The organism is Vibrio azureus, assembly GCF_002849855.1.
Lineage (GTDB): Bacteria > Pseudomonadota > Gammaproteobacteria > Enterobacterales > Vibrionaceae > Vibrio > Vibrio azureus.
In genome coordinates, this window is record NZ_CP018616.1 from 862,370 (window position 1) to 883,929 (window position 21,560).

At 42.8% G+C, this 21,560-nt stretch carries 19 protein-coding genes; 7 read left to right on the forward strand and 12 right to left on the reverse strand.

Translation table 11 applies throughout. From position 1 onward, the window contains the following. Positions 1-79 precede the first annotated feature (79 nt). Positions 80-1,477 carry a peptide MFS transporter gene (locus BS333_RS04175; protein ID WP_021709619.1) on the reverse strand — a complete coding sequence of 466 codons (1,398 nt, stop codon included), beginning with the start codon at positions 1,475-1,477 and terminating at the stop codon, positions 80-82. Between the two features lie 331 nt (positions 1,478-1,808). Here BS333_RS04175 and rfaH point away from each other — a divergent pair, with 331 nt between their 5' ends. Continuing rightward, positions 1,809-2,306, forward strand: coding sequence for a transcription/translation regulatory transformer protein RfaH (rfaH, locus tag BS333_RS04180; RefSeq protein WP_021709620.1), 498 nt, complete (start codon positions 1,809-1,811; stop codon positions 2,304-2,306). Between the two features lie 150 nt (positions 2,307-2,456). Here rfaH and asnB read toward each other — a convergent pair whose 3' ends face one another. The 4 genes from asnB to nagA form a co-directional block, all read right to left on the reverse strand. Next, positions 2,457-4,121: an asparagine synthase B gene (gene asnB, locus BS333_RS04185; protein ID WP_021709621.1), complete on the reverse strand. Its 1,665-nt coding sequence runs from the start codon at positions 4,119-4,121 to the stop codon at positions 2,457-2,459. Positions 4,122-4,359: 238 nt separating this feature from the next. Further along, positions 4,360-5,949 (reverse strand): cation:proton antiporter family protein, encoded by a 1,590-nt coding sequence (locus tag BS333_RS04190; protein ID WP_021709622.1) that lies wholly within the window; start codon positions 5,947-5,949, stop codon positions 4,360-4,362. A 273-nt stretch (positions 5,950-6,222) separates the two neighbouring features. Beyond that, the gene (gene nagC / locus BS333_RS04195) at positions 6,223-7,437 is read right to left on the reverse strand and encodes a DNA-binding transcriptional regulator NagC (RefSeq protein ID WP_021709623.1); all 1,215 of its coding nucleotides are present in this window, start codon (positions 7,435-7,437) and stop codon (positions 6,223-6,225) included. Positions 7,438-7,439: 2 nt separating this feature from the next. Further along, positions 7,440-8,576 carry an N-acetylglucosamine-6-phosphate deacetylase gene (gene nagA, locus BS333_RS04200; protein ID WP_021709624.1) on the reverse strand — a complete coding sequence of 379 codons (1,137 nt, stop codon included), beginning with the start codon at positions 8,574-8,576 and terminating at the stop codon, positions 7,440-7,442. 19 nt (positions 8,577-8,595) lie between these two features. Here nagA and BS333_RS22010 point away from each other — a divergent pair, with 19 nt between their 5' ends. The 3 genes from BS333_RS22010 to glnS all read left to right on the forward strand — a co-directional run bounded on the left by BS333_RS22010 (position 8,596) and on the right by glnS (position 12,557). Next, positions 8,596-8,745, forward strand: coding sequence for a hypothetical protein (locus BS333_RS22010; protein WP_158297024.1), 150 nt, complete (start codon positions 8,596-8,598; stop codon positions 8,743-8,745). Positions 8,746-9,073: 328 nt separating this feature from the next. Further along, positions 9,074-10,648: an N-acetylglucosamine-specific PTS transporter subunit IIBC gene (nagE, locus tag BS333_RS04205; RefSeq protein ID WP_021709625.1), complete on the forward strand. Its 1,575-nt coding sequence runs from the start codon at positions 9,074-9,076 to the stop codon at positions 10,646-10,648. 238 nt (positions 10,649-10,886) lie between these two features. Then, complete coding sequence (glnS, locus tag BS333_RS04210) at positions 10,887-12,557, forward strand: glutamine--tRNA ligase (RefSeq protein ID WP_021709626.1); 1,671 nt, start codon at positions 10,887-10,889, stop codon at positions 12,555-12,557. Between the two features lie 187 nt (positions 12,558-12,744). Here glnS and fcrX read toward each other — a convergent pair whose 3' ends face one another. The 5 genes from fcrX to BS333_RS04235 form a co-directional block, all read right to left on the reverse strand. After that, positions 12,745-13,194: a ferric iron uptake transcriptional regulator FcrX gene (fcrX, locus tag BS333_RS04215; RefSeq protein ID WP_021709627.1), complete on the reverse strand. Its 450-nt coding sequence runs from the start codon at positions 13,192-13,194 to the stop codon at positions 12,745-12,747. Positions 13,195-13,445: 251 nt separating this feature from the next. Further along, positions 13,446-13,847 (reverse strand): hypothetical protein, encoded by a 402-nt coding sequence (locus BS333_RS04220; RefSeq protein ID WP_021709628.1) that lies wholly within the window; start codon positions 13,845-13,847, stop codon positions 13,446-13,448. A 389-nt stretch (positions 13,848-14,236) separates the two neighbouring features. After that, positions 14,237-14,770: a flavodoxin FldA gene (fldA, locus tag BS333_RS04225; protein ID WP_021709629.1), complete on the reverse strand. Its 534-nt coding sequence runs from the start codon at positions 14,768-14,770 to the stop codon at positions 14,237-14,239. Positions 14,771-14,817: 47 nt separating this feature from the next. Then, positions 14,818-15,039 (reverse strand): DUF2788 domain-containing protein, encoded by a 222-nt coding sequence (locus BS333_RS04230; RefSeq protein ID WP_021709630.1) that lies wholly within the window; start codon positions 15,037-15,039, stop codon positions 14,818-14,820. A 112-nt stretch (positions 15,040-15,151) separates the two neighbouring features. Further along, entirely contained in the window at positions 15,152-15,919 is a 768-nt protein-coding gene (locus tag BS333_RS04235) for an alpha/beta fold hydrolase (protein WP_021709631.1), read from the reverse strand. 92 nt (positions 15,920-16,011) lie between these two features. Between BS333_RS04235 and seqA the strand changes: the two genes are divergently transcribed. Together seqA and pgm are read left to right on the forward strand one after the other, a co-directional pair. Beyond that, positions 16,012-16,554 (forward strand): replication initiation negative regulator SeqA, encoded by a 543-nt coding sequence (gene seqA, locus BS333_RS04240; RefSeq protein ID WP_021709632.1) that lies wholly within the window; start codon positions 16,012-16,014, stop codon positions 16,552-16,554. 86 nt (positions 16,555-16,640) lie between these two features. Continuing rightward, on the forward strand, positions 16,641-18,287 hold the full coding sequence (gene pgm, locus BS333_RS04245; RefSeq protein WP_021709633.1) for a phosphoglucomutase (alpha-D-glucose-1,6-bisphosphate-dependent): 1,647 nt from the start codon (positions 16,641-16,643) through the stop codon (positions 18,285-18,287). 123 nt (positions 18,288-18,410) lie between these two features. Here the strand turns inward: pgm and BS333_RS04250 are convergent, their stop codons facing one another. Continuing rightward, positions 18,411-19,175: a DUF1853 family protein gene (locus tag BS333_RS04250; protein ID WP_021709634.1), complete on the reverse strand. Its 765-nt coding sequence runs from the start codon at positions 19,173-19,175 to the stop codon at positions 18,411-18,413. Positions 19,176-19,338: 163 nt separating this feature from the next. On the opposite strand from BS333_RS04250, the gene BS333_RS04255 reads away from it, so the two are divergent. Beyond that, complete coding sequence (locus tag BS333_RS04255; RefSeq protein WP_021709635.1) at positions 19,339-20,097, forward strand: Nif3-like dinuclear metal center hexameric protein; 759 nt, start codon at positions 19,339-19,341, stop codon at positions 20,095-20,097. Between the two features lie 160 nt (positions 20,098-20,257). Here BS333_RS04255 and BS333_RS04260 read toward each other — a convergent pair whose 3' ends face one another. Further along, positions 20,258-21,547, reverse strand: coding sequence for a citrate synthase (locus tag BS333_RS04260; protein WP_021709636.1), 1,290 nt, complete (start codon positions 21,545-21,547; stop codon positions 20,258-20,260). Positions 21,548-21,560: the final 13 nt, after the last annotated feature.

A 21,560-nucleotide genomic window follows, 5' to 3' on the forward strand; every position in this document is an offset into this window, starting at 1 on the left:
ACAGAGAGTAAAAAGGGTTGCAGATGCAACCCTTTATTTTTAAATACACTAGGAGCGAGTCTTACAACTTGTTACTCTGTTATGCAATTTGAGTTTGTTGTTCTTCAACTTGTTCCGCGTTACTGTTTGTAACCTCTGCACCGTGCATCCAACGCACAAGAGTGTTAGAGAACAGCAATAAAATCACACCAGAAATACTTGCAGTAACAGCGATGCCGCTGAATATTGCCATAGCACCAAGCTCACCGACCATAGAGCCAACTATGCCTGCAATGTAGTTTGCAACAGCGATAAAGCCAAACCATGCACCCATCATCAGAGAGGCAACACGAAGTGGTGCTAGTTTGCTGACTAGAGATAGACCAATTGGCGACAGGCACAGCTCACCTAGGGTATGGAAGAAAAATGCACCGACTAGCCACAGCATTGAGGTTTTAACTGAAGTGTCCCCACCTTGCTCCATCACTGCACCGATCATAGACAAGAAACCTAATGCGAGGAAGAACATTGCGAGAGCAAATTTCTTAGGTGAGTTTGGTTCGTTTTTACCCATCTTAACCCATAGCACTGCTAAGACTGGAGCTAATGTTATGATGAAGAATGGGTTAAGAGACTGGAACCAAGCCGCTGGTACTTCAAAATCACCAATCATACGGTCAGTATATTGCTGAATATAGATGTTCATTAAGCCACCAGCTTGTTCAAAGCCTACCCAGAATACGATAGTAAACAAGCTCATCACAAGAATCACTTTAATACGATCGTGTTCTTCTTTTGTGAGAGGCTCTTTTTTCGCGTTTTTCTTAATTGATAGGTCACGTTTTGCTGCAGGTTCGCGGCCGATATCCCCCAGCCATGATTGAGCTAATGTCATCTGCATCACTAGGCTGATGACCATACCGATACCTGCTGCGATGAACCCTGCTTTCCAGCCAAATTCGTTAGTCACTGAGCCTGCTACAACACCTGCAATAAGAGCACCTAAGTTGATACCCATATAGAAGATCGTAAATGCACCATCACGGCGATTGTCACCTTCTTGGTAGAGATCGCCAACCATTGTTGAGATATTGGGTTTAAATAGACCGTTACCAGCGATGATGAAAGCCAAACCTAGGTAAAAAGTGTTAAGAGAACTAAGAGAGCTAAGACCTAGACTTTCTGCTGGCATTGCTAACGTGAATTGACCCAAAGCCATTAATGCACCACCGATTAAGATAGCGCGGCGTTGGCCTAGGAAGTTATCGGCCAGATAACCACCGATAAGAGGAGTAATATAAACAAGACCAGTATATGTACCGTAGAGGTCAAGTGCATCTTTCGTTGTCCAACCCAGACCGCCGTTCATTGTTGTATCTGTTAGGTATAGAACAAGGATGGCACGCATTGCATAGTACGAAAAACGTTCCCATAATTCAGTACCGAAAAGTAAAAAAAGGCCACGAGGATGGCCCCAAATTTGATGTTGTTTTGACATAAGCATTACTAATGGTTGTGATTACATTTTTTAAGATGAATACATATACTCGTTAATTCTAAAATTTACAAATCATGGAAATTGTCCTGACGATTAAATTTTATTGTTAAGAATTTGTTTTTGTGGGAATTTTGGGTTTAGTTTTGGTCTTTCCAGGCATTTGGAAACTTAATTTTCATTTTTGGGTGTGGATTTATGGTTTTTTAATGCTACCCATCTTTGTGTTATCCTGTTGATATATTTGATTGTTTTCATTGTCCCTGTGAATGGAAATGACTCATTAGTAGCTTAATGCTAGGATAATAAGGTAGTAAAACGGGCTAATGATAAAATGAAAAGATGGTATTTGTTATATTGTAAACGTGGCGAACAACTAAGAGCTAAGCAGCATTTGGAAAACCAAGGTGTTGATTGCTTTTATCCTACTTTAGTCGTTGAAAAGATCTTGCGTGGAAAAAGGCAGAACATCGAAGAACCATTATTCCCAAGTTATGTGTTTGCCCAATTTGACTATGAGAAAGGGCCTTCATTTACTGCCATCCGTTCAACACGTGGTGTCGTTGATTTTGTTCGTTTTGGTGCTCACCCTAAAGAAATAAGGGCTGAGATCATTGAAGAGTTAAAACGCAGTGACTTTAGTACGGAAGAGTCTATGGATGCGAAGAAAATGCCCCAGCCGGGTGACACAGTCAGAGTAAAAAGTGGTCAATTCACGGGCTTTGAGGCGATTTTTCAAGAACAAGATGGTGAGAAACGTTCAATCATGCTGGTACAGTTAATAACAAAGCGTGTTCCAGTCAGCATCGATAATAGAGATCTAGAGATTTAGCTGTTTATACCCAGTGCCTTGAGGTTACTTGGGTATAGATATAAAACCAGGGTCGCTTGGTTAAATAAAGACTGCATCTTGAAGTCAATGAGCGACAAACGCAAAAGGAGACATGTTGTGTCTCCTTTTGTTTATCCGCTCTAATTTATATTAATAAGCGTCATTGTGAATAGTCTGTACTGCTCGGCCGGAAGGATCCACACAGTTTTGGAAAGACTCATCCCACTCGATCGCTTTCGCAGACGAGCAAGCAACAGAAGGGCCGCCAGGGACACACTCTGCCGCTGATGGCAGTGGGAAGAGCTCTTCAAATATTTCTCGATATACGTAGCCTTCTTTCGTTGTCGGCGTGTTGTAAGGGAAACGGTATTGAGCGGTTTCCATTTGTTGGTCGGTCACTTTTTGTTCAGCAACCTCTTTCAGTGTATCGATCCAACTGTAGCCAACACCATCTGAGAACTGCTCTTTTTGACGCCAAGCAATAGAGTCAGGTAAATAGTGTTCAAAACATTCTCGTAGAATGTGCTTCTCCATTTTGCCATTACCACACATTTTATCTTGCGGGTTAAGACGCATAGCCACATCAATAAATTCTTTATCGAGAAACGGAACACGGCCTTCTACGCCCCAAGCGGCAAGGGATTTATTTGCTCGTGCGCAGTCAAACATATTGAGTGCAAGTAATTTTCTGACGGTTTCTTCGTGGAATTCTTTCGCATTAGGCGCTTTATGGAAATAGAGGTAGCCACCAAAGATTTCATCGGCCCCTTCACCAGAAAGGACCATTTTGATCCCCATGGCTTTAATCTTCCGTCCCATTAAGAACATCGGTGTAGAGGCGCGTATGGTAGTGACATCATAGGTTTCGATATGATAGATCACATCTCGAATCGCATCTAAACCTTCTTGAATGGTATAAGTCATCTCATGATGAACGGTGCCAATTTTTTCAGCAACCTCACGTGCGGCTTTTAAATCTGGAGCCCCTTCAAGACCTACAGCGAAAGAGTGCAGTTGCGGCCACCAAGCTTGTGATTGCTCATCATCTTCGATGCGCATTGCGGCAAATTTCTTGGCTACGGCTGATGTGATTGAGGAGTCTAGGCCTCCAGACAGAAGAACGCCATAGGGAACATCCGTCATCAATTGACGCTTCACCGCGGCTTCTAATGCTTCCGTCAATTCCTCTTTACTTGTCGTGTTACCTTGAACCGCTGCATACTCGTTCCAATCGCGAATATAATAGCGCTGAGGCTCCGCATCTTGACTTTGGAAATAACAGCCCGGAGGGAATTCACTGACATTTTTACAAACCGGCACTAATGCTTTCATTTCTGATGCAATAAAGTAGTTACCGTGTTCATCATGACCTTGGTAGAGAGGAATAATGCCAATGTGGTCTCGGCCAATTAAATATTCATTCTTCTCTTCGTCGTATAAAACGAAGGCGAAAATACCGTTGAGCTCTTCGAGCAAATCAGCCCCCATGTCTTGGTAAAGAGCCAAAATGACTTCACAATCTGAATCCGTCTGGAAATCATACTTTCCTTCATAGCGCGCGCGAATTTCTTTGTGGTTATAGATTTCCCCGTTTACTGCGAGAATGAGCTTTTTATCTGGGCTGTATAAAGGTTGAGCGCCACTATTGAGACCTACAATTGCTAAGCGTTCATGTGCCAGAATGGCATGTTTTGAGGAATAAATACCAGACCAATCCGGGCCACGGTGACGAAGTTTTTTCGACATCTCGAGTGCAATAGGGCGCAATGCTGCTGCATCACTCTTGATATCTAAAATGCCAAATACTGAACACATACAACTTCCTTATTAAACAAAGTATTTCTTATCGGTTTTGTTTCAATTTGCCACTATGAGTAAAAAAAGCAACATTTTATGATGAAAAAAATTACAAAATGCCGTAATGATTAGATATTTTTTAATTAAATGGCTACTTTTTTGAATGAGGTAAAGGTTGTGGTGTTTTTGTGACCATTTTGGTATTTCATATCCTTGAGATCTTAAGATACTTGATTTAGAACATCATGAGTCCATTTTATTTCATGGGGTTAAATTGAGGATGAAGTTGTTTGCATACATGGCGTGCAAATCCACTCCCTGCTTCACTGTAGATATTAAAGGCGGCATCAACACCATTTGAGAGCAAGGTTTCTATTTGGTCAGGGTATTCTGCAATAGCTGCAATCTGTCCTTGATAATTACGACTTTGTAATTGCTTTAGAGCCGTTTCGTTACCTTGGTGGTGTGGCATGGCGAGTAAGACCATTTTTACATTGGCAGTATCGAGAATACGTTCCCAAAAATCAGGATCTGTTGCGTCTCCAGAGATGACATTACGTCCATCCAAGCGATGTTTTTGAGCCGCTTCTTCACGAATTTCAATTCCAAGCGATATTTTTCCATACCGTGAACGCAGTTCATCATAAGCACCGGTTCCAATTCTACCCATTCCTAAAATCAGAACTTGAGCCTGACCGGGGTTGATGAGTTGATCGCGTTGATTGAGCTTTTCTGCTGCTGTTTCTTGTAGCCATTTACCGGAGTGTTGGTATATCTGGTGACCAAGTCGATTAAGAGGGGCTGCGAGTATAAATGAAATAGAAACAGCAACCGCAATTGCACCAAGCATATCAGCAGGCATCCAACCCATTTTGTAGGCTAAACCGCCAACAATTAGGCCAAATTCGCTGTAATTAAATAAGGTAAGTGATGCGAGCAATGAAGTTCTTACGCGAAACTTGAAGTAATGAATGGTTAAGAAGTACAGCAGTCCTTTGATTGGTAATAATAGGATAAATAATAAGGCTAAGATCACACTCTCTATGCTTAGAGATGCGGAAAGGCCAATATTCAAGAAGAAGCAAACCAAGAACAGTTCTTTCATATTGAATAGCGACTTAGAGAGCTCTGAAGCTTTATGATGGCCGGCTAGGAGCATGCCAAGGATAAGCGCACCAAGGTCGGGCTTCATACCAACGAGGTCAAACATTCCTGCTCCAATAACAAGCGCAAAGAATACCCCAAATAACACCAACATTTCACCGTGGCCAACTTTGTCTAATACTTTAAAAAATAAAGGTCGCATTAGGGGGAGTAACAAAAGGCTAACGGCGTACCATTCTGGTATTTTTCCCGTAGAAGCGGTGAGGAAGACCACTGCGAAGATATCTTGCATCACCAAAATACCAATGGCTAAAGTGCCATAAGTCGCGTTCATTTCTCCTTTTTCTTGAAGTGCCTTGACGGCAAAGACGGTACTGGAGAAGGACAGGGCAAAGGCGAGTAAGAGCAATTGAATCATGCCCATACTGCTCAAAGAAGACAAACCAAGTGTTTTTAAACCGAAAAGAACCAAGGCAAAGAAAGAGGTGGAAAGGATGTTATGTGCTGTTGCACCGCCCCAGATTTCCTTAGAGAGCAGTGTTTTTATATCTAATTTTAGGCCAATCGTGAAAAGTAATAGCGTTACGCCTAAATCTGCAAGTCGTGTGATCATGTCATCACTTTGATAACCGAGGCCATGTAAACAAAAACCCGCAAGCAGAAAACCAACTAAGGGTGGAAGGTGGCATTTTAGAGCAATAAAGCCAGCAATAAAGGCGGCGGTAATTAGAATAATATCCATATAATGAGTTAAATACCTAAGTAGCGTCGAGACGATGTTTTTAAAGAGATCGACTCATTTTAATTCGACTCAGTGACATCGTTCTGAATCAAGCAGTTGGGTGGATGTTTGTTGTAGCAACAAAGTACCGTTATACCGTAAGTAAGACTGTTTGTATGATCACAGTTTGCTAAATGCTTGTGAGGCACGTCATCGAACTTTGAGATGAGTGAGGCATAAAAAAGGGCTGTGTAATCACAGCCCTAGGGTAACTCAAACAATAAAATGAAAAGGTTAATCTTCTAGTAATTTTTGTAACAAAACACCATTTAACATTGCTCGTTTAATCATGGCGAAAGCGCCCATAGTTGGTTGCTTATCGATTAAAGAGGCCACAATGGGGAGGTCACTGTGAAATGTTTTTAGAGATTGATTCTCTACATTTCTTTGAATTGCAGGAAAAATAATGTCTTCCGCAGCAGTGATATCGCCAGCAATAACGACTTTTTGTGGGTTAAAGAGGTTAATGGTCATGGCGATGGCTTTACCAAGCTGATTGCCCACACGGACCAAACTTTGTTTAGCAAGTTCATCCCCATTAATGGCATGAGTACACACATCATGGATGGTGATCGATTCAAGCTGTCTCAAACTTGACTCGTAACCTTGAGCTAAGAGCTTTTCAACTCGTTGAATAATCGCTGGGTTGGCCGCTACGGTTTCTAAGCAGCCAAAGTTACCACATTGACACTGTTCACCTAATGGATCGATTTGGATATGACCAATTTCTCCGACGTTACGGTTAAAGCCAAGGAACACTTGTCCATTAACAATGATGCCAGCACCAGTGCCCCGGTGAACACTGACGAGGATGGAGTCTTGACAGTCTTGGCTGGCTCCAAAATAGTGTTCAGCTAAGGCCATACCACGAACATCATTACCAACAAAACAAGCGATATTAAACTTTTCGCTAATAATGTCACTTAATGCTAAATTATCTATGTCGGTGTTTGGCATGTATTTGATCACGCCTGTTGTCGGGTCAACTAAGCCGGGGAGGGTGATCGCGATAGCAATCAGTTGATCAATGTGATTACGGCAACTGTCGATAAAATTTTGTAATCGTTCACTCAAGCCTACTAGAAGTTCAGCTTGGTTTGAGTAGTATAGTTCGTGCTGATCTTGCACAATAGCCGTGCCGCCAAGGTCGTATAAACAAAATTGAATATAATCACGGCCTAATCTCACTGCGATAGAGTGGAAAGGTTTTACTTCAGTTGTCAGGGAGATGGCTCTACGGCCACCTGTTGACGCTTGTTGAGCGACCTCTTTAATGAGGCCGCGTTCAAGAAGTTGGCGGGTTATTTTGGTAACGCTTGCGGGAGCAAGTTGACTTACATCTGCCACTTGAATTCTAGAGATCGGCCCTTGTTGGTCAATCAATCTGTATACCGCAGCACCGTTAAGCTGTTTTACTAAATCTACATTACCTATTTGTCCGCCATTCATGCTTAATTATGCTCGTATTGTCCGTTAACAACCGTCGCTTTTACATTGAAGTCACGATCGAAAATAGTTAGGTTTGCCACCATTCCTTTTCGAATTCGGCCTAAACGCTCTTCAACGCCCATTGCGGTCGCTGGATAAAGTGTAGCCATTCGTAGAGCTTCGTCTAAAGCGATGCCCGCGTGCTCAACAGTATTCTGAACTGCTTCAATCATGGTCAGTGCTGAGCCGCCTAGTGTGCCATTTTCATCAACACACTTACCTTCTCGGTAATATACTTTCTTACCAACAAAAATAAAGTCTTCAATGTCAGCACCTGCTGGAGCTGTGGCATCGGTCACCAAAACAAGCTTTTCACCCTTGATTTTATGGGCAATTCTTAAGTTTGCATAATCCACATGGAATCCATCGGCGATGATGCCAGCATAGACTTCAGGTGTATCATAAATCGCACCAACAACCCCTGGTTCACGTCCAACCATTGGCGTCATGGCATTAAACAAATGCGTAGCAAAGGTAATACCCGCTTCAAAACCTTGACGAGCTTCTGCATAGGTTGCATTTGTGTGGCCAATTGAAACTACGATGCCTGCGGCTTTAAGGCGAGCAATATGAGAAGCATCGTTCAGTTCTGGTGCCAAGGTGACTTTTGCAACGATATCAGCATTGTCGCAGATAAAATCTATCATTTGCTCGTCGGAAGAACGAATAAAGTCGACACTGTGAATGCCTTTTTTCGCGACGTTTAGATAAGGCCCCTCTAGGTGCAAACCAAGGGAGTGGTTTTGGTACTTACTTTGATATTCTCGTGCCGCAGTAATAGAAGCACGCATATCTTCATCAGATGAAGTGATTAATGTTGGTAAGAAGCTTGTGCATCCTGACTTCAGGTTTGCTTGATGCATAATATGCATCGTTTCGGACGTTATCTCGTCGTTGAACATCACACCGCCACAACCATTCAGTTGTAGATCAATGAAACCTGGACTTAAATTTGCACCGTCTAGATCCATAACTTCGATGTTTTCTGGTAGATGAGCTACCGGAACAACAGAATGAATCTGGTCGTTGTTGATAATGACAGCATGTTCGGTCAAAACGTCACTACCAGTATAAATTTTACAGTTACTCAGCGCGTACATAGTCAGCTAGTCCTTAAATATGATGAGAATTCATTTTTTACCTGATTATCCTGAAGAGTGTGATGATGGCATCCTAGATGCGACATACTTAGTTTTCATCACGGAATTAGATAATGGGTATCAGACACTTATTTTAATTAATGACAACCTAATCACCTTATGTTACTGAAAGTAATCGTATTACTTTTAATTTTCTGATGCACTTATCTCTGTGTGTTAGGAGGTCACCGTTTTGAGAGGCCAAAATAGCACTGATTTCATCTTACATAAAGTACAAGATAGAGGCGCTCTCAAATACCATTTTTCGCATTATAAAATAAGTTTTATGATCTAGCTAGCAAAAACCCGTTTTAGGGCTAGTTTCTGGTGATTATGATCACAAACAACAAGGTTTTAATTTGCGGGGCGAAATTATTCACATAAACTGGGCCGGACTAAATTGAACGGCTAAAATAAGTCATTCAAAAAAACATAAAATCCTATAGGGGGAACTTAAGGTGAATATTCTTGGATACGCGCAGAAATTAGGTAAAGCACTAATGCTTCCTATTGCAACGCTCCCCGTTGCTGCGCTTTTATTACGTTTAGGTCAACCTGACCTTCTCGACATTCCTTTTATGGCTGCTGCTGGTAACGCCATTTTTAGCCAACTACCACTTTTATTCGGCCTAGGTATTGCGATTGGTCTTTCTAAAGACGGTCAAGGTGCAGCAGGTCTTGCTGGTGCTGTTGCTTACTTTGTTATCACAGCAACAGCAACAACCATTAATGACAGCGTTAACATGTCATTCTTCGGCGGTATCATTGCTGGTATTATCGCTGGTCACTCTTACAACGCTTTTCATGCTACTCGTCTTCCAGAATGGTTGGCCTTCTTCTCTGGCAAACGCTTAGTGCCAATCATGGCTGGTCTGTTCTCACTTGTAGCAGGTGCGATTGCGGGTGTTATTTGGCCTTCAATTCAAGGTGGCCTAGATCAACTAGCACATACAGTATCAACGTCTGGTGCGATTGGTCAGTTTGCATACGGTGTTCTTAACCGTGCACTTATCCCTGTCGGCCTTCACCATGTACTGAACTCTTACTTCTGGTTCGGTATGGGTACTTGTCAAGAAATTCTAATCACAAGCGCACAAGCTGCTGGTGAAGCACTACCTGCACTGAAGCAATTGTGTGTCGACCCAACGCTTGCTAAGTCACTAGTGGCTGGCCAAGAATACACGTTTAACTTCGTTAACTCAGTGACTCCTGAAATCACAGCAACTGTGAAAGAAGTGACTGAAACAGTGAAATCTGGTGACCTACATCGCTTCTTTGGCGGTGATAAGAGTGCTGGTGTATTCATGAACGGCTTCTTCCCTGTCATGATGTTTGGTCTTCCTGGTGCTGCTCTAGCAATGTACTTTGCTGCTCCTGCTAAAAAGCGTAGCCAAGTTGGTGGTGCACTATTCTCAGTTGCATTCTGTGCGTTCCTAACAGGTATCACAGAGCCTCTAGAGTTCATGTTTGTTTTCCTAGCTCCAGCACTATACGCAATACACGCTGTGTTTACAGGTCTGTCGTTTGTTGTGGTTAACATGCTAGGTACACTACATGGCTTCGGTTTCTCTGCAGGTCTAATTGACTTCCTATTGAACTGGGGTCTATCAACTAAGCCACTTGTTCTTCTGATTGTTGGCCTGTGTTTTGGTGCTCTTTACTTCTTCACATTCAGCTTCGCAATCCGTGCTTTTGACCTGAAATCTCCAGGTCGTGAAGACGATGACAACGAAGTCGTATCAGCGCCTGTTGGTGATGTTAAAAATGGTGACCTAGCTCGTCAATACCTTAAAGCTCTAGGTGGTTACGATAACCTAACTTCTATTGATGCATGTATCACTCGCTTACGTCTAACATTGAAAGACCGTTCTGTCGCTGACGAGGCGGTACTGAAGAAGCTTGGTGCAAAAGGTGTGGTGAAGCTTGGTGAAAATAACCTCCAAGTTATCCTTGGTCCTCTAGCTGAAATCGTCGCTGGTGAAATGAAAGCCATCGGTTCAGGTGAAGACCTTTCAGGTGTAAAACTTCCATAGTCACATCTGAATAACTTTTCTTCTCAGGCCTCTCATTCGAGAGGCCTTTTTTCTATTCAGCAGACGAATTATGCTGCGCTTTCAAGCTAAGTAGAGAAATATTGCCTTTTTATGGACGGTTCTGGTTGTCTAATTGCCAATAATTGTGGATGATTAGAAGCAATAGTTTTTGTTCGCTAAACTTGGGCAAACAAGAATCCTTTTTTCTGACAATATTAATAATTTTGAGGTGCTATAGATGAGTGAATCTGATGCTCGTCCATCAAACTTTATTCGCCAGATCATAGATAAAGATCTTGCGGAGGGTAAACACACTAGCGTGCATACTCGATTCCCGCCAGAGCCAAATGGCTACTTGCACATCGGTCATGCTAAGTCTATTTGTTTGAACTTCGGTATTGCTCAGGACTATCAGGGTCAATGTAATCTTCGTTTTGATGATACTAACCCCGAAAAAGAAGACATCGAATATGTTGAGTCTATCAAGAAAGATGTAAGCTGGTTGGGCTTTGAATGGGATGGTGAGGTATGTTACTCATCAAACTATTTCGATAAGCTTTACGAATATGCAATTGAATTGATTAATAAAGGCTTAGCGTATGTTGATGAGCTAAGTCCTGAACAGATTCGTGAATACCGTGGTACGTTAACGGCTCCTGGTAAACCAAGCCCATATCGTGATCGTCCCGTTGAGGAAAACCTCGCGTTATTTGAAAAAATGCGTGCTGGTGAGTTTGAAGAGGGTAAAGCGTGCCTACGTGCGAAGATCGACATGAGCTCTTCATTTATGGTGATGCGTGATCCGGTTATCTATCGTGTGCGCTTTGCGACCCACCACCAAACGGGTGATAAGTGGTGCATCTATCCAATGTACGACTTTACCCACTGTATCTCGGACGCTTTAGAAGACATTACCCACTCTCTTTGTACGCTTGAGTTTATGGATAACCGTCGTTTGTATGACTGGGTCTTAGATAATATTTCGATAGAAAGCCGTCCTCACCAGTACGAGTTTAGCCGTCTTAACCTTGAGTACACGGTGATGTCGAAGCGTAAACTCAACCAACTTGTGACAGAGAAGCTAGTAGAGGGTTGGGACGACCCACGTATGCCAACGATTTCTGGCCTACGTCGTCGTGGATTCACGCCATCATCCATCCGTGAGTTTTGTAAACGTATTGGTGTGACTAAACAAGAGAACATGATCGAATTCAGTTCCCTTGAATCTTGTATTCGTGATGACCTGAACGAGAATGCACCACGCGCTATGGCGGTCCTCGATCCTGTTAAGATTGTTATCGAAAACTTCGAAGAAGGTGCCGTAGAGACCCTGACAGTCGCTAACCATCCGAACAAGCCTGAGATGGGAGAGCGTGAGGTTCCTTTCACTCGTGAAGTGTGGATTGAGCGTGAAGATTTCCGCGAAGAAGCGAATAAGAAGTACAAGCGATTAGTACTTGGTAAAGAAGTGCGTTTACGTGGTGCCTACGTAATTAAAGCTGAACGTATTGAAAAAGATGCACAAGGTAATATCACGACGATCTTCTGTTCTTACGATGCTGATACCCTAGGTAAAAACCCAGCAGACGGCCGTAAGGTGAAAGGTGTGATTCACTGGGTGTCTGCAGACAAAGCACTACCAGCAGAAATTCGCCTGTATGATCGTCTGTTTACTGTGCCTAATCCTGCTGCTGCAGATAACTTTGCAGCAACGATTAATCCTGAGTCTCTTGTCGTACTTAACGGTTTTGTCGAGCCAAGCTTAGCGATGGCTGAAGCAGAAGCCGGTTATCAATTTGAGCGCATGGGCTACTTTTGTGCTGACTCAAAAGACTCTTCACCAACGAGTCTAGTATTTAACCGTACTGTTGGGCTACGTGATACTTGGGCGAAGATTGAAAACCAGTAAATCATGACTGATAAAGAGTGACTTAATCTTTATTGATAATGAATAAAATGAAATGCCAGCGTTCATGCTGGCATTTTTATTGGTATGTGTAGCCAAATATTTTGAGAACACTTAGGGTAAATATTTAAGTCATTAAAAAGGCCAAAAAAAGCTGACCTTTAGTAATATTATCAAAGAAAATGACTCTTTATTTGTTAGGCTTATGCGCATTAGGGTTATTTTTGCACGAGCCATCCACAGATTTGCCGTAAAGGTATAAACTGTGGTTAGTGAGGGTCACATTGTACTTCGCAGCGATTTCTTTTTGACGTTCTTCGATTAAGTCATCTGAAAACTCAATCACTTCACCACAATCTAGACAAACTAGGTGGTCATGATGATGTTGAGTGGATAGCTCAAATACGGATTTTCCGCCTTCAAAATGATGACGTGTCACAATGCCAGCATCATCAAATTGGTTTAAGACGCGATAAACGGTTGCTAGACCAATTTCTTCACCTAGATCGATCAGCTTTTTGTACAAATCTTCAGCACTGATATGCTGGCAGTCCGGCTGCTGGAGTACTTCTAGAATTTTTAGTCTTGGAAGGGTTACTTTTAAGCCCGCATCCTTCAGCGCCTGATTGTTGTCTGACATATACTTTCCCGTTGGATCATCTGCAACTATTTAACAGAATTAAATATTACTATCATTATAGGCGAAGCGCTATGAACATTAAACCCGAAGTTCAAAGGGTTAATCGAAACTTTTAGCAAATGAGGGATGCTTCAAGTCTCTCATACTTGACTTACGGGTACTGAGTTAGCACTTGAGCTAAATGATCATTTATGCCTAAGTGGCCGCAAGGCATTCTGCATAAAGCATATTGGGTCTCTTGGGTATAAACCTTATTGCACCCTATAGATGAATGCATCGTCCATACTACGCAGCAGAGAATAATAGCCTTGAGCAAATATCTTTTTGCCATTTGCAAAATTTATTCTAAAAATATACCAATCACTGTGCCTTGATGTTGCAGGTTGAGGAACCATGCCTTCCTTCTCACACTGTTTTTGATATTTTACGTAGTCGTTATAGGAGATATCGAAAAACACAAAAGAGCGAGATCGATTGACTTTTTGGGTTCCCCATTGGCCTTGGACACTCGTGTAATCACCGCTTTCATCATATAACCAGTCCCATGCATTGCCATCAATCGTTGCACAGTAGACGGTGGCAGAGTCAGCTCTGCTATTAAAGGAAAGCAGGGAGAAGGAGAGCAGAAAAAAGGTAAATATTTTTGTTTGCATCAAAGTAACCTTACACAGTTAAATTCAGTTCCTGGCGTGACGTAGTTCACGTTAATTGCGAAGATACCTATAAATAAACATGAATATATGGGTAATTTATAAAGTTGACGATATGGATCACAAATGTTGCTCAGATGACTTTCAAAGAGCAAGCTTCCCTATCTACCTATCCTGCAGAGCTAAGGTTGTCTCTCTGAGCGTAATAAATTGAAGGGATTGAGATATATTTATTAGGTACTTATACCCAAGTGTCCAAGTCACTTGGTTTAAAAGATGACAATAGCAAATTCTAAGTGTTTGATGTGTAAAGATTAGAAGTGAAATTTTAAAGTAAACACTAGGGCTGAAAGACAAAAAGGCCTCCAGATAGGAGGCCTAGGCAGTTATTGTTAACCTTCCAACTCGGCAAGGCACATTTCTTCGTAAATTTGTTTAACCCAGTTTTCAACACGGTCTTTGGTCAGTTCAGGTTGACGATCTTCATCGATACACAGACCAACAAACTGACTATCATTGCCTTCCACTAAACCTTTGGATGCTTCGAATTCGTAGCTATCTGTTGAAGTGTGGCCAAGTATTGTTCCACCTTTCGCTTCAACGATATCACGTACTGTACCCATCGCATCACAGAAGTATTCTGCGTAATCTTCTTGGTCGCCACAACCAAAAATAGCAACCAACTTTGTCGAGAAATCAATTTGTTCTAGTTCAGGGAAGAAGTCATCCCAATCACATTGAGCTTCGCCGTAGTACCAAGTAGGGATACCTAAAAGAAGGAGATCAAAGTTATCAATGTCTTCTTTGCTGCTTTTTGCGATGTCTTGAACATGAACCAGTTGATTACCTAGTTGCTTTTGAATCATCTTTGCAACGGCTTCAGTATTACCTGTGTCGCTACCGAAGAAGATACCTACACTTGCCATAGAGTCTATACCTTTACATTGTTTGTTACTGACAAAGGGGGCAGGTGTTACCCAAGCCCTGAGCCTTCCCAACTAAGCTGAATGATTCCTTTGGCAATAAAGCCTGCGCAGCCTAGGAAAAGCACCAACCATACAATACGACGGCCAAAAACAGGCACATTAGCCTGCTTTAGAACATCTTTTATCGCCATCCCGATAAAGAAAAAGACGGCAGCAAAAAGAAGATCAAGTCCGATTGACTCGAGTACGTCCATATAGTCGTATAGCATTATTGTCCTTAATGCCAAAAATTCTTGAGCGCACTATATCACTGTTAAACAGTAAAGTTAATGCAATACGAAAGAGGTTGTATCAATTATCCCTCGTTATCGAATGAATTTGTTAACTCGCCATGCATTTCCTAATAATACGAATCACCTCAGCGGGGCGCTCTGCATGCAGCCAGTGCCCAGTGTTGGCAAGAACGTGTGCTTTTGCGCGAGGAAACTGTCGTTTCACGGCTGCTTGGTGCTCTGGCATCAAATAGTCGGAGTCACCCCCTTTAACAAACAGCGTAGGTATGTCTGTTGGTGGGATTTCTTGCCATCCTAATATATTGGCGTAGTTTTCGATAAGGCCAGTGGCATTAAAACGCCAAGTGAATACATCATCACTTTTATATAAGGACTTAGATAAGAACTGCCTAACGCCGTCGACCTCAATATGTTGCGCCAGAATGTCTAGTGCCTGCTGGCGATTAGCCGGCTTTTGTTGAGCGACGGCGAGCAAACCTTGAAAAACATCCTTGTGTCGGTGAACCTGATAAGCGACGGGAGCCATATCTAGAATAACCAGCTGGTTTACATGCTGCGGTGCAACTTCTGCTAGCTTCATGGCGACTTTGCCGCCCATAGAATGACCAATGATCATAGCAGGCTCGATATTCAATTGAGACAATAGATTAGCGACATCTTGTGCCATTAATTGGTAATCGTGGGTATCTGAGTGAAACGATTGACCGTGATTCCGAAGATCCAAGCTTATGACGGTATGATCTTGAGCTAGATCGCGTGCCAACAAGCCAAGATTACTGAAACTGCCAAACAATCCATGAATTAAAACAACCGCTTGGCCTTGACCTTCCTGTTTATAGTTAAGTAATACTGACATTTTATCTTATTCGTGATGGGTTTAACGTGGAGTATCCGCAAGGATCTCGGTATAATCCCTATGAGTTTAAACATTGAGAATGTGAAAAGCGAATGAAAACAATTGAGGTTGATGAGGATCTATACCGCTACATTGCGGGTCAAACTGAGCATATCGGTGAAAGTGCCTCTGACATTTTACGACGTCTTTTGAACCTAGATGGACAGTTACAAGAAGCATCCGTGACTTCTTGCACAAAACTGTCACGAGGTATTGTCGTAAGCAAAGATGCAGGTAGAACAGCAAAAATGGATACGGTTAAGGAGATGCGCTCCTTATTGATCTCTGATGAGTTTGCCGGTCTTAAGAAAGCGATCGATCGCTTTATGCTCGTGCTATCAACTTTGCATAAATTAAATCCAGAGAGCTTCTCTCAAGCAACCAAAGTAAAAGGTCGCAAGCGCGTTTACTTTGCAGATAACGAGAGCACTCTATTGGCTAATGGCAATACGACAAAGCCGAAAGCGATTCCCGGCACCCCATTTTGGGTAATCACGAATAACAACACCAGCCGTAAACGACAAATGGTTGAGCAGGTGATGGCTCATATGGAGTTTCAGCCAGACTTAATTGAAAAAGTAACGGGCTCCATCTAAGAGAGTCGATAGAAGCCTCATAATGTGTAACAAATATTATGAGGTTTTTTAGTTGTTATTTATTTTTTAATGAAAGGATGTCAAACATGGCTATGCACCCTCGTGCCGGGCAAAAAGCTCAGCAGGAAGATCTTCACAATATACCAGCACTCGTTGCGAATTACTTTTTGCTTCAACCAGATGCAACGAACCCTGACCACAAAGTTCAGTTTGGTACGTCTGGTCACCGTGGTACTGCAGATAAACAAACATTTAACGAAAACCACATTTTAGCCATCGCTCAAGCGGTAGCAGAAGTGCGTGCTGAGCAAGGTACAACAGGTCCATTGTTTGTTGGTAAAGATACGCATGCGCTGTCTGAGCCTGCTTTTTCAAGTGTGATCGAAGTTTTAATTGCCAATGGTGTAAAGGTGATCGTTCAGCAAGATAATGGTTATACCCCAACACCGGGTATCTCCCATGCTATCTTGACTCATAACCTCAAACATGATGACAAGGCCGATGGTATCGTCATCACGCCATCGCATAACCCACCACAAGATGGTGGAATCAAATATAACCCAACCCATGGTGGTCCTGCTGAAGCAGAACTGACTCAAGCGATCGAAGATCGTGCGAACGCGTTGATTGCCGAAGAGCTACAAGGGGTTAAACGCCTACCACTAGCAGAAGCGAAAGCATCGGCTCTGTTTGTCGAAACGGATTTAGTGAAACCATACATCGATGATCTCGTTAATGTTATCGATATGGAAGCTATCCAAAAAGCTAACTTGAAGATTGGGGTGGATCCACTGGGTGGAAGTGGCATTGATTACTGGCGCCAAATCGGCCAAGCATACAATCTAGATCTGACACTAGTCAGTGAATCTATTGATCCTTCTTTCCAGTTTATGTCACTTGATAAAGATGGCGTAGTGCGTATGGACTGCTCTTCTCCTTACGCAATGGCAGGGTTGTTAGCGTTAAAAGACGAATATGATTTGGCCTTTGGTAACGATCCAGATTACGATCGTCATGGTATCGTTACACCGAAAGGTTTGATGAACCCTAACCATTTCTTAGCCGTTTGTATTGATTACCTATATCGTCATCGTGCTGCGTGGGGCAAAGACGTTGCTGTGGGTAAAACATTAGTCTCCAGTGCTCTGATTGACCGTGTTGTTGCCGACCTTGGCCGTGATCTGTGTGAAGTACCAGTCGGCTTTAAATGGTTTGTTGATGGTCTTTACGCTGGTAAGTTTGGCTTCGGCGGCGAAGAAAGTGCAGGTGCGTCTTTCCTTCGTAAAGATGGTACGCCTTGGTCAACAGACAAAGACGGCATCTTGCTTTGTCTTCTAGCGGCAGAGATCACTGCGGTAACAGGTAAGAACCCACAAGACTACTATGAGGAACTAGCAGCAAAGCACGGTGAATCTAAGTACAACCGTATTCAAGCTGTAGCGAATGGCCCACAGAAAGACGTACTGAAGAAGTTGTCACCAGAAATGGTAGCGGCTGAAACTTTAGCTGGTGATGCAATTACTGCTCGTCTTACTCATGCTCCAGGCAATGGTGCTGCGATTGGTGGTCTTAAAGTGACAACTGCGAATGGCTGGTTTGCAGCGCGTCCATCTGGCACAGAAGATATCTATAAAATTTATTGTGAAAGCTTCAAAGGTGAAGAACACCTAAAACAAATCGAAGCTGAAGCACAAGACATTGTTAACCAAGTCTTTAAGTCGGCCGGGTTGTAATCTCGCCTGAGCAAGACGTATTTTTATAGCTCTACTTTTAAAGGCGACCAGTGGTCGCCTTTTAGTTTTCAGCTTTTATACTAGGCATCTTGAGATTACTCGGATGCATGACTTAAGGATATTTTAGGTGCCTACGTTGTTCGGCCAGGAGTCAGGAACGATAAACCAAAATTGTCCGCCTTTTGTTTGTGCGTGCACAAATTTGTTTGAAGGCTTCTCGATCGGCTCATTATAGTTTGTTTGGCCTATTGCCCATAAAGACTTTGACAGTAAGTAGAGTGGCTCTGTAATTTGCTCCCACTGATGTATATAACACCAATATCCCGCTATTTGGCTTGGTTCCAGATCATAGCCTAAACATTGTTGAGGGGTTGCTTCTGGAGAGAAAGGATTGATGTAAAGACGACCCTGCATCAGTAAATGCTCAGAGGCTGGTTTATCCAAAGGTAATTGTTGGTGAAACTCTTTACGCTTACTCATTTTTAGCTGGTGGGAAAGCATGCGTTCGAGCTTCGTATGTAATTGATCATGAGCATTCGGCCCATACCAAATACCTTGATGCAGAAGGTAAAACTTAATCGCCACTTCCCAATGCTCGTACTGATCGCTTTCAAGGTTTTTGAGTATCATATCGATAGCACCGATAGTACGACCGCTGTCATCGTTGAGTTGAATCTCTTCTGCGAGCAGTTTATATCTGGGTGACTCAATGAATAATGTTGTGCACAAGTGCTGATATAAAAAACCTAATCTAGGATTACCTGAATAAGGCTGCTGCTGTGAGAAGGGCAGACTAGGCAGATCCGCAACCGTTGAAAAAGGTGGGCAAAGCTTAAAAAGAGGAGGCGTTTCAATTATCCACTGATAAAAACGGTCTAGGTCATTCATTAATAATCCTTATTGGATATGATATCTAGGTTTGAAGACTTTGAGTATACTGTAGCGAAGTCGATCTTTTCTTAGGCGTGTGCTTCTGGTGTCCAGATTACAGTTCGAGATGTCAATCTTGAGGTCACTTGGGTATATTATGCCTAACGTAATGGAAATAAAAATGAATAATTTACAACTAGAAAAAATCCTAAATGAGAAACTCTCCCCGCAGCTAATTAAAGATTATGCGCCCAACGGTCTGCAGGTAGAAGGTGCGCCAGAGATATTGACCGTAGTGACTGGGGTTACCGCATCACAAGCTTTAATTGATTATGCTATCGAGCAAAATGCGGATGCAATTTTGGTTCATCATGGTTACTTTTGGAAAGGAGAACCGGCACCAATACGTGGTATGAAAGGTAAACGAATTCGTAGCCTTATTAAAAACGATATCAACTTATATTCCTACCACTTACCACTCGATATACATCCTGAATTAGGCAACAATGCACAACTGGCTTGTCTACTGAATATTGAGATTGAAGGAGGTCTAGAAGGGCATCCGCAATCCGTCGCCATGTTTGGCCGTTTAAAGCAAGCGATGACTGGTAAGGAGTTCGCTCGTAAAATCAATCAAGTACTCAATCGTGAGCCTTTACATATCGCTCCGGAAACAGCAGATAAGCTGATTGAAACCGTCGGTTGGTGTACGGGGGGTGGTCAAGACTTCATTGAACTTGCGGCTCAGCATGGTCTTGATGCATTTATTTCGGGCGAGATCTCAGAACGAACAACATATACGGCCCGCGAGTTAGATATTCATTACTTTTCAGCGGGGCACCATGCAACAGAACGTTACGGAGTTAAAGCGTTGGGTGAATGGTTAGCTCAGGAGCATGGACTGGCAGTGGAATTTGTCGATATTGATAACCCTGTCTAACTAAGCACCTTGAAGTAACGAAGTATATTACCAATAAATCTAACGGTCTATTTTAGGACATCGAGTCACCTGAACCTTCGATAAAAGTGACAAGTATCATTAATGAATGACGACAAGGGGTAATGATTATTACCCCTTGTTTTATATCAGGAACTAAAGTTTATTCACGTTCATGCAGTGGTGAAAAGTCACGCTGTGTTTCACCGGTGTAGAGTTGGCGAGGACGACCGATACGGTTGAGTGGGTCACTGTGCATTTCGTTCCAGTGAGCAATCCATCCGATAGTACGAGAAATAGCAAAGATAACCGTAAACATTGACACTGGAATACCGATCGCTTTCAGGATAATACCAGAGTAGAAATCTACGTTCGGATACAGTTTCTTAGACACGAAGTACTCGTCAGAGAGTGCGATACGTTCAAGTTCCATTGCAACGTCTAGCAGTGGATCTTTAATATTAAGCTCTTTCAGCACCTCATGGCATGTCTCTCGCATCACCGTTGCACGTGGATCGTAGTTTTTGTAGACACGATGTCCGAAGCCCATTAAACGGAATGGGTCGTCTTTGTCTTTGGCACGATCAACGAACTCTGGGATGTTATCGACACTGCCAATTTCTTCGAGCATTCTCAAGCATGCCTCATTCGCACCACCGTGAGCAGGCCCCCATAGAGATGCAATACCTGCGGCAATACATGCAAATGGGTTCGCACCTGACGAGCCAGATAAACGAACTGTAGACGTTGACGCGTTTTGCTCATGATCCGCATGAAGTGTGAAAATCTTATCCATAGCGCGAGCAACAACGGGATTCACGTCGTACTCTTCGCACGGATTTGCAAACATCATATGCAGGAAGTTTTCTGCATAGTTCAGGTCGTTGCGAGGGTAGATAAACGGTTGACCGATCGTATATTTGTAACACATTGCCGCAAGAGTCGGCATTTTTGACAATAAGCGATACGCTGCAATTTCGCGGTGCTCATCGTTATTGATATCAAGTGAATCGTGGTAGAACGCAGCCAGAGCACCAACCACACCACACATAACAGCCATTGGGTGTGCATCACGTCGAAAACCATGGAAGAAGCTTGCGATTTGCTCATGAACCATGGTGTGTCGGGTGACCGTTGTTTTAAATTGCTCATATTGATCACGTGTTGGGGCTTCGCCATAAAGCAGGATGTAACATACTTCAAGATAATCTGCGTTATTGGCCAATTGATCAATCGGATACCCGCGGTGCAAAAGGATTCCTTTTCCACCATCGATGTATGTGATTGATGACTCACAAGATGCAGTGGCAAGAAAACCAGGGTCAAATGTAAAATAACCATTAGCTCCCAGTTTACGAACATCAATTACAGGTGTACCCAGGGTACCTTCCATAATTGGCAGTTCGATCGGCGCTTGACCTTCAACATGAAGGGTCGCTTTCTTATCCGCCATAACAATCTCCTTT

What these genes read in the sequence shown, in the direction of transcription:
- BS333_RS04175 (WP_021709619.1), bottom strand. Translation starts at nt 1,477, where the DNA reads ATGTCAAAACAACATCAAATTTGGGGCCATCCTCGTGGCCTTTTTTTA.
- rfaH (WP_021709620.1), top strand. Translation starts at nt 1,809, where the DNA reads ATGAAAAGATGGTATTTGTTATATTGTAAACGTGGCGAACAACTAAGA.
- asnB (WP_021709621.1), bottom strand. Translation starts at nt 4,121, where the DNA reads ATGTGTTCAGTATTTGGCATTTTAGATATCAAGAGTGATGCAGCAGCA.
- BS333_RS04190 (WP_021709622.1), bottom strand. Translation starts at nt 5,949, where the DNA reads ATGGATATTATTCTAATTACCGCCGCCTTTATTGCTGGCTTTATTGCT.
- nagC (WP_021709623.1), bottom strand. Translation starts at nt 7,437, where the DNA reads ATGAATGGCGGACAAATAGGTAATGTAGATTTAGTAAAACAGCTTAAC.
- nagA (WP_021709624.1), bottom strand. Translation starts at nt 8,576, where the DNA reads ATGTACGCGCTGAGTAACTGTAAAATTTATACTGGTAGTGACGTTTTG.
- BS333_RS22010 (WP_158297024.1), top strand. Translation starts at nt 8,596, where the DNA reads ATGATGAGAATTCATTTTTTACCTGATTATCCTGAAGAGTGTGATGAT.
- glnS (WP_021709626.1), top strand. Translation starts at nt 10,887, where the DNA reads ATGAGTGAATCTGATGCTCGTCCATCAAACTTTATTCGCCAGATCATA.
- fcrX (WP_021709627.1), bottom strand. Translation starts at nt 13,194, where the DNA reads ATGTCAGACAACAATCAGGCGCTGAAGGATGCGGGCTTAAAAGTAACC.
- BS333_RS04220 (WP_021709628.1), bottom strand. Translation starts at nt 13,847, where the DNA reads ATGCAAACAAAAATATTTACCTTTTTTCTGCTCTCCTTCTCCCTGCTT.
- fldA (WP_021709629.1), bottom strand. Translation starts at nt 14,770, where the DNA reads ATGGCAAGTGTAGGTATCTTCTTCGGTAGCGACACAGGTAATACTGAA.
- BS333_RS04230 (WP_021709630.1), bottom strand. Translation starts at nt 15,039, where the DNA reads ATGCTATACGACTATATGGACGTACTCGAGTCAATCGGACTTGATCTT.
- BS333_RS04235 (WP_021709631.1), bottom strand. Translation starts at nt 15,919, where the DNA reads ATGTCAGTATTACTTAACTATAAACAGGAAGGTCAAGGCCAAGCGGTT.
- seqA (WP_021709632.1), top strand. Translation starts at nt 16,012, where the DNA reads ATGAAAACAATTGAGGTTGATGAGGATCTATACCGCTACATTGCGGGT.
- pgm (WP_021709633.1), top strand. Translation starts at nt 16,641, where the DNA reads ATGGCTATGCACCCTCGTGCCGGGCAAAAAGCTCAGCAGGAAGATCTT.
- BS333_RS04250 (WP_021709634.1), bottom strand. Translation starts at nt 19,175, where the DNA reads ATGAATGACCTAGACCGTTTTTATCAGTGGATAATTGAAACGCCTCCT.
- BS333_RS04255 (WP_021709635.1), top strand. Translation starts at nt 19,339, where the DNA reads ATGAATAATTTACAACTAGAAAAAATCCTAAATGAGAAACTCTCCCCG.
- BS333_RS04260 (WP_021709636.1), bottom strand. Translation starts at nt 21,547, where the DNA reads ATGGCGGATAAGAAAGCGACCCTTCATGTTGAAGGTCAAGCGCCGATC.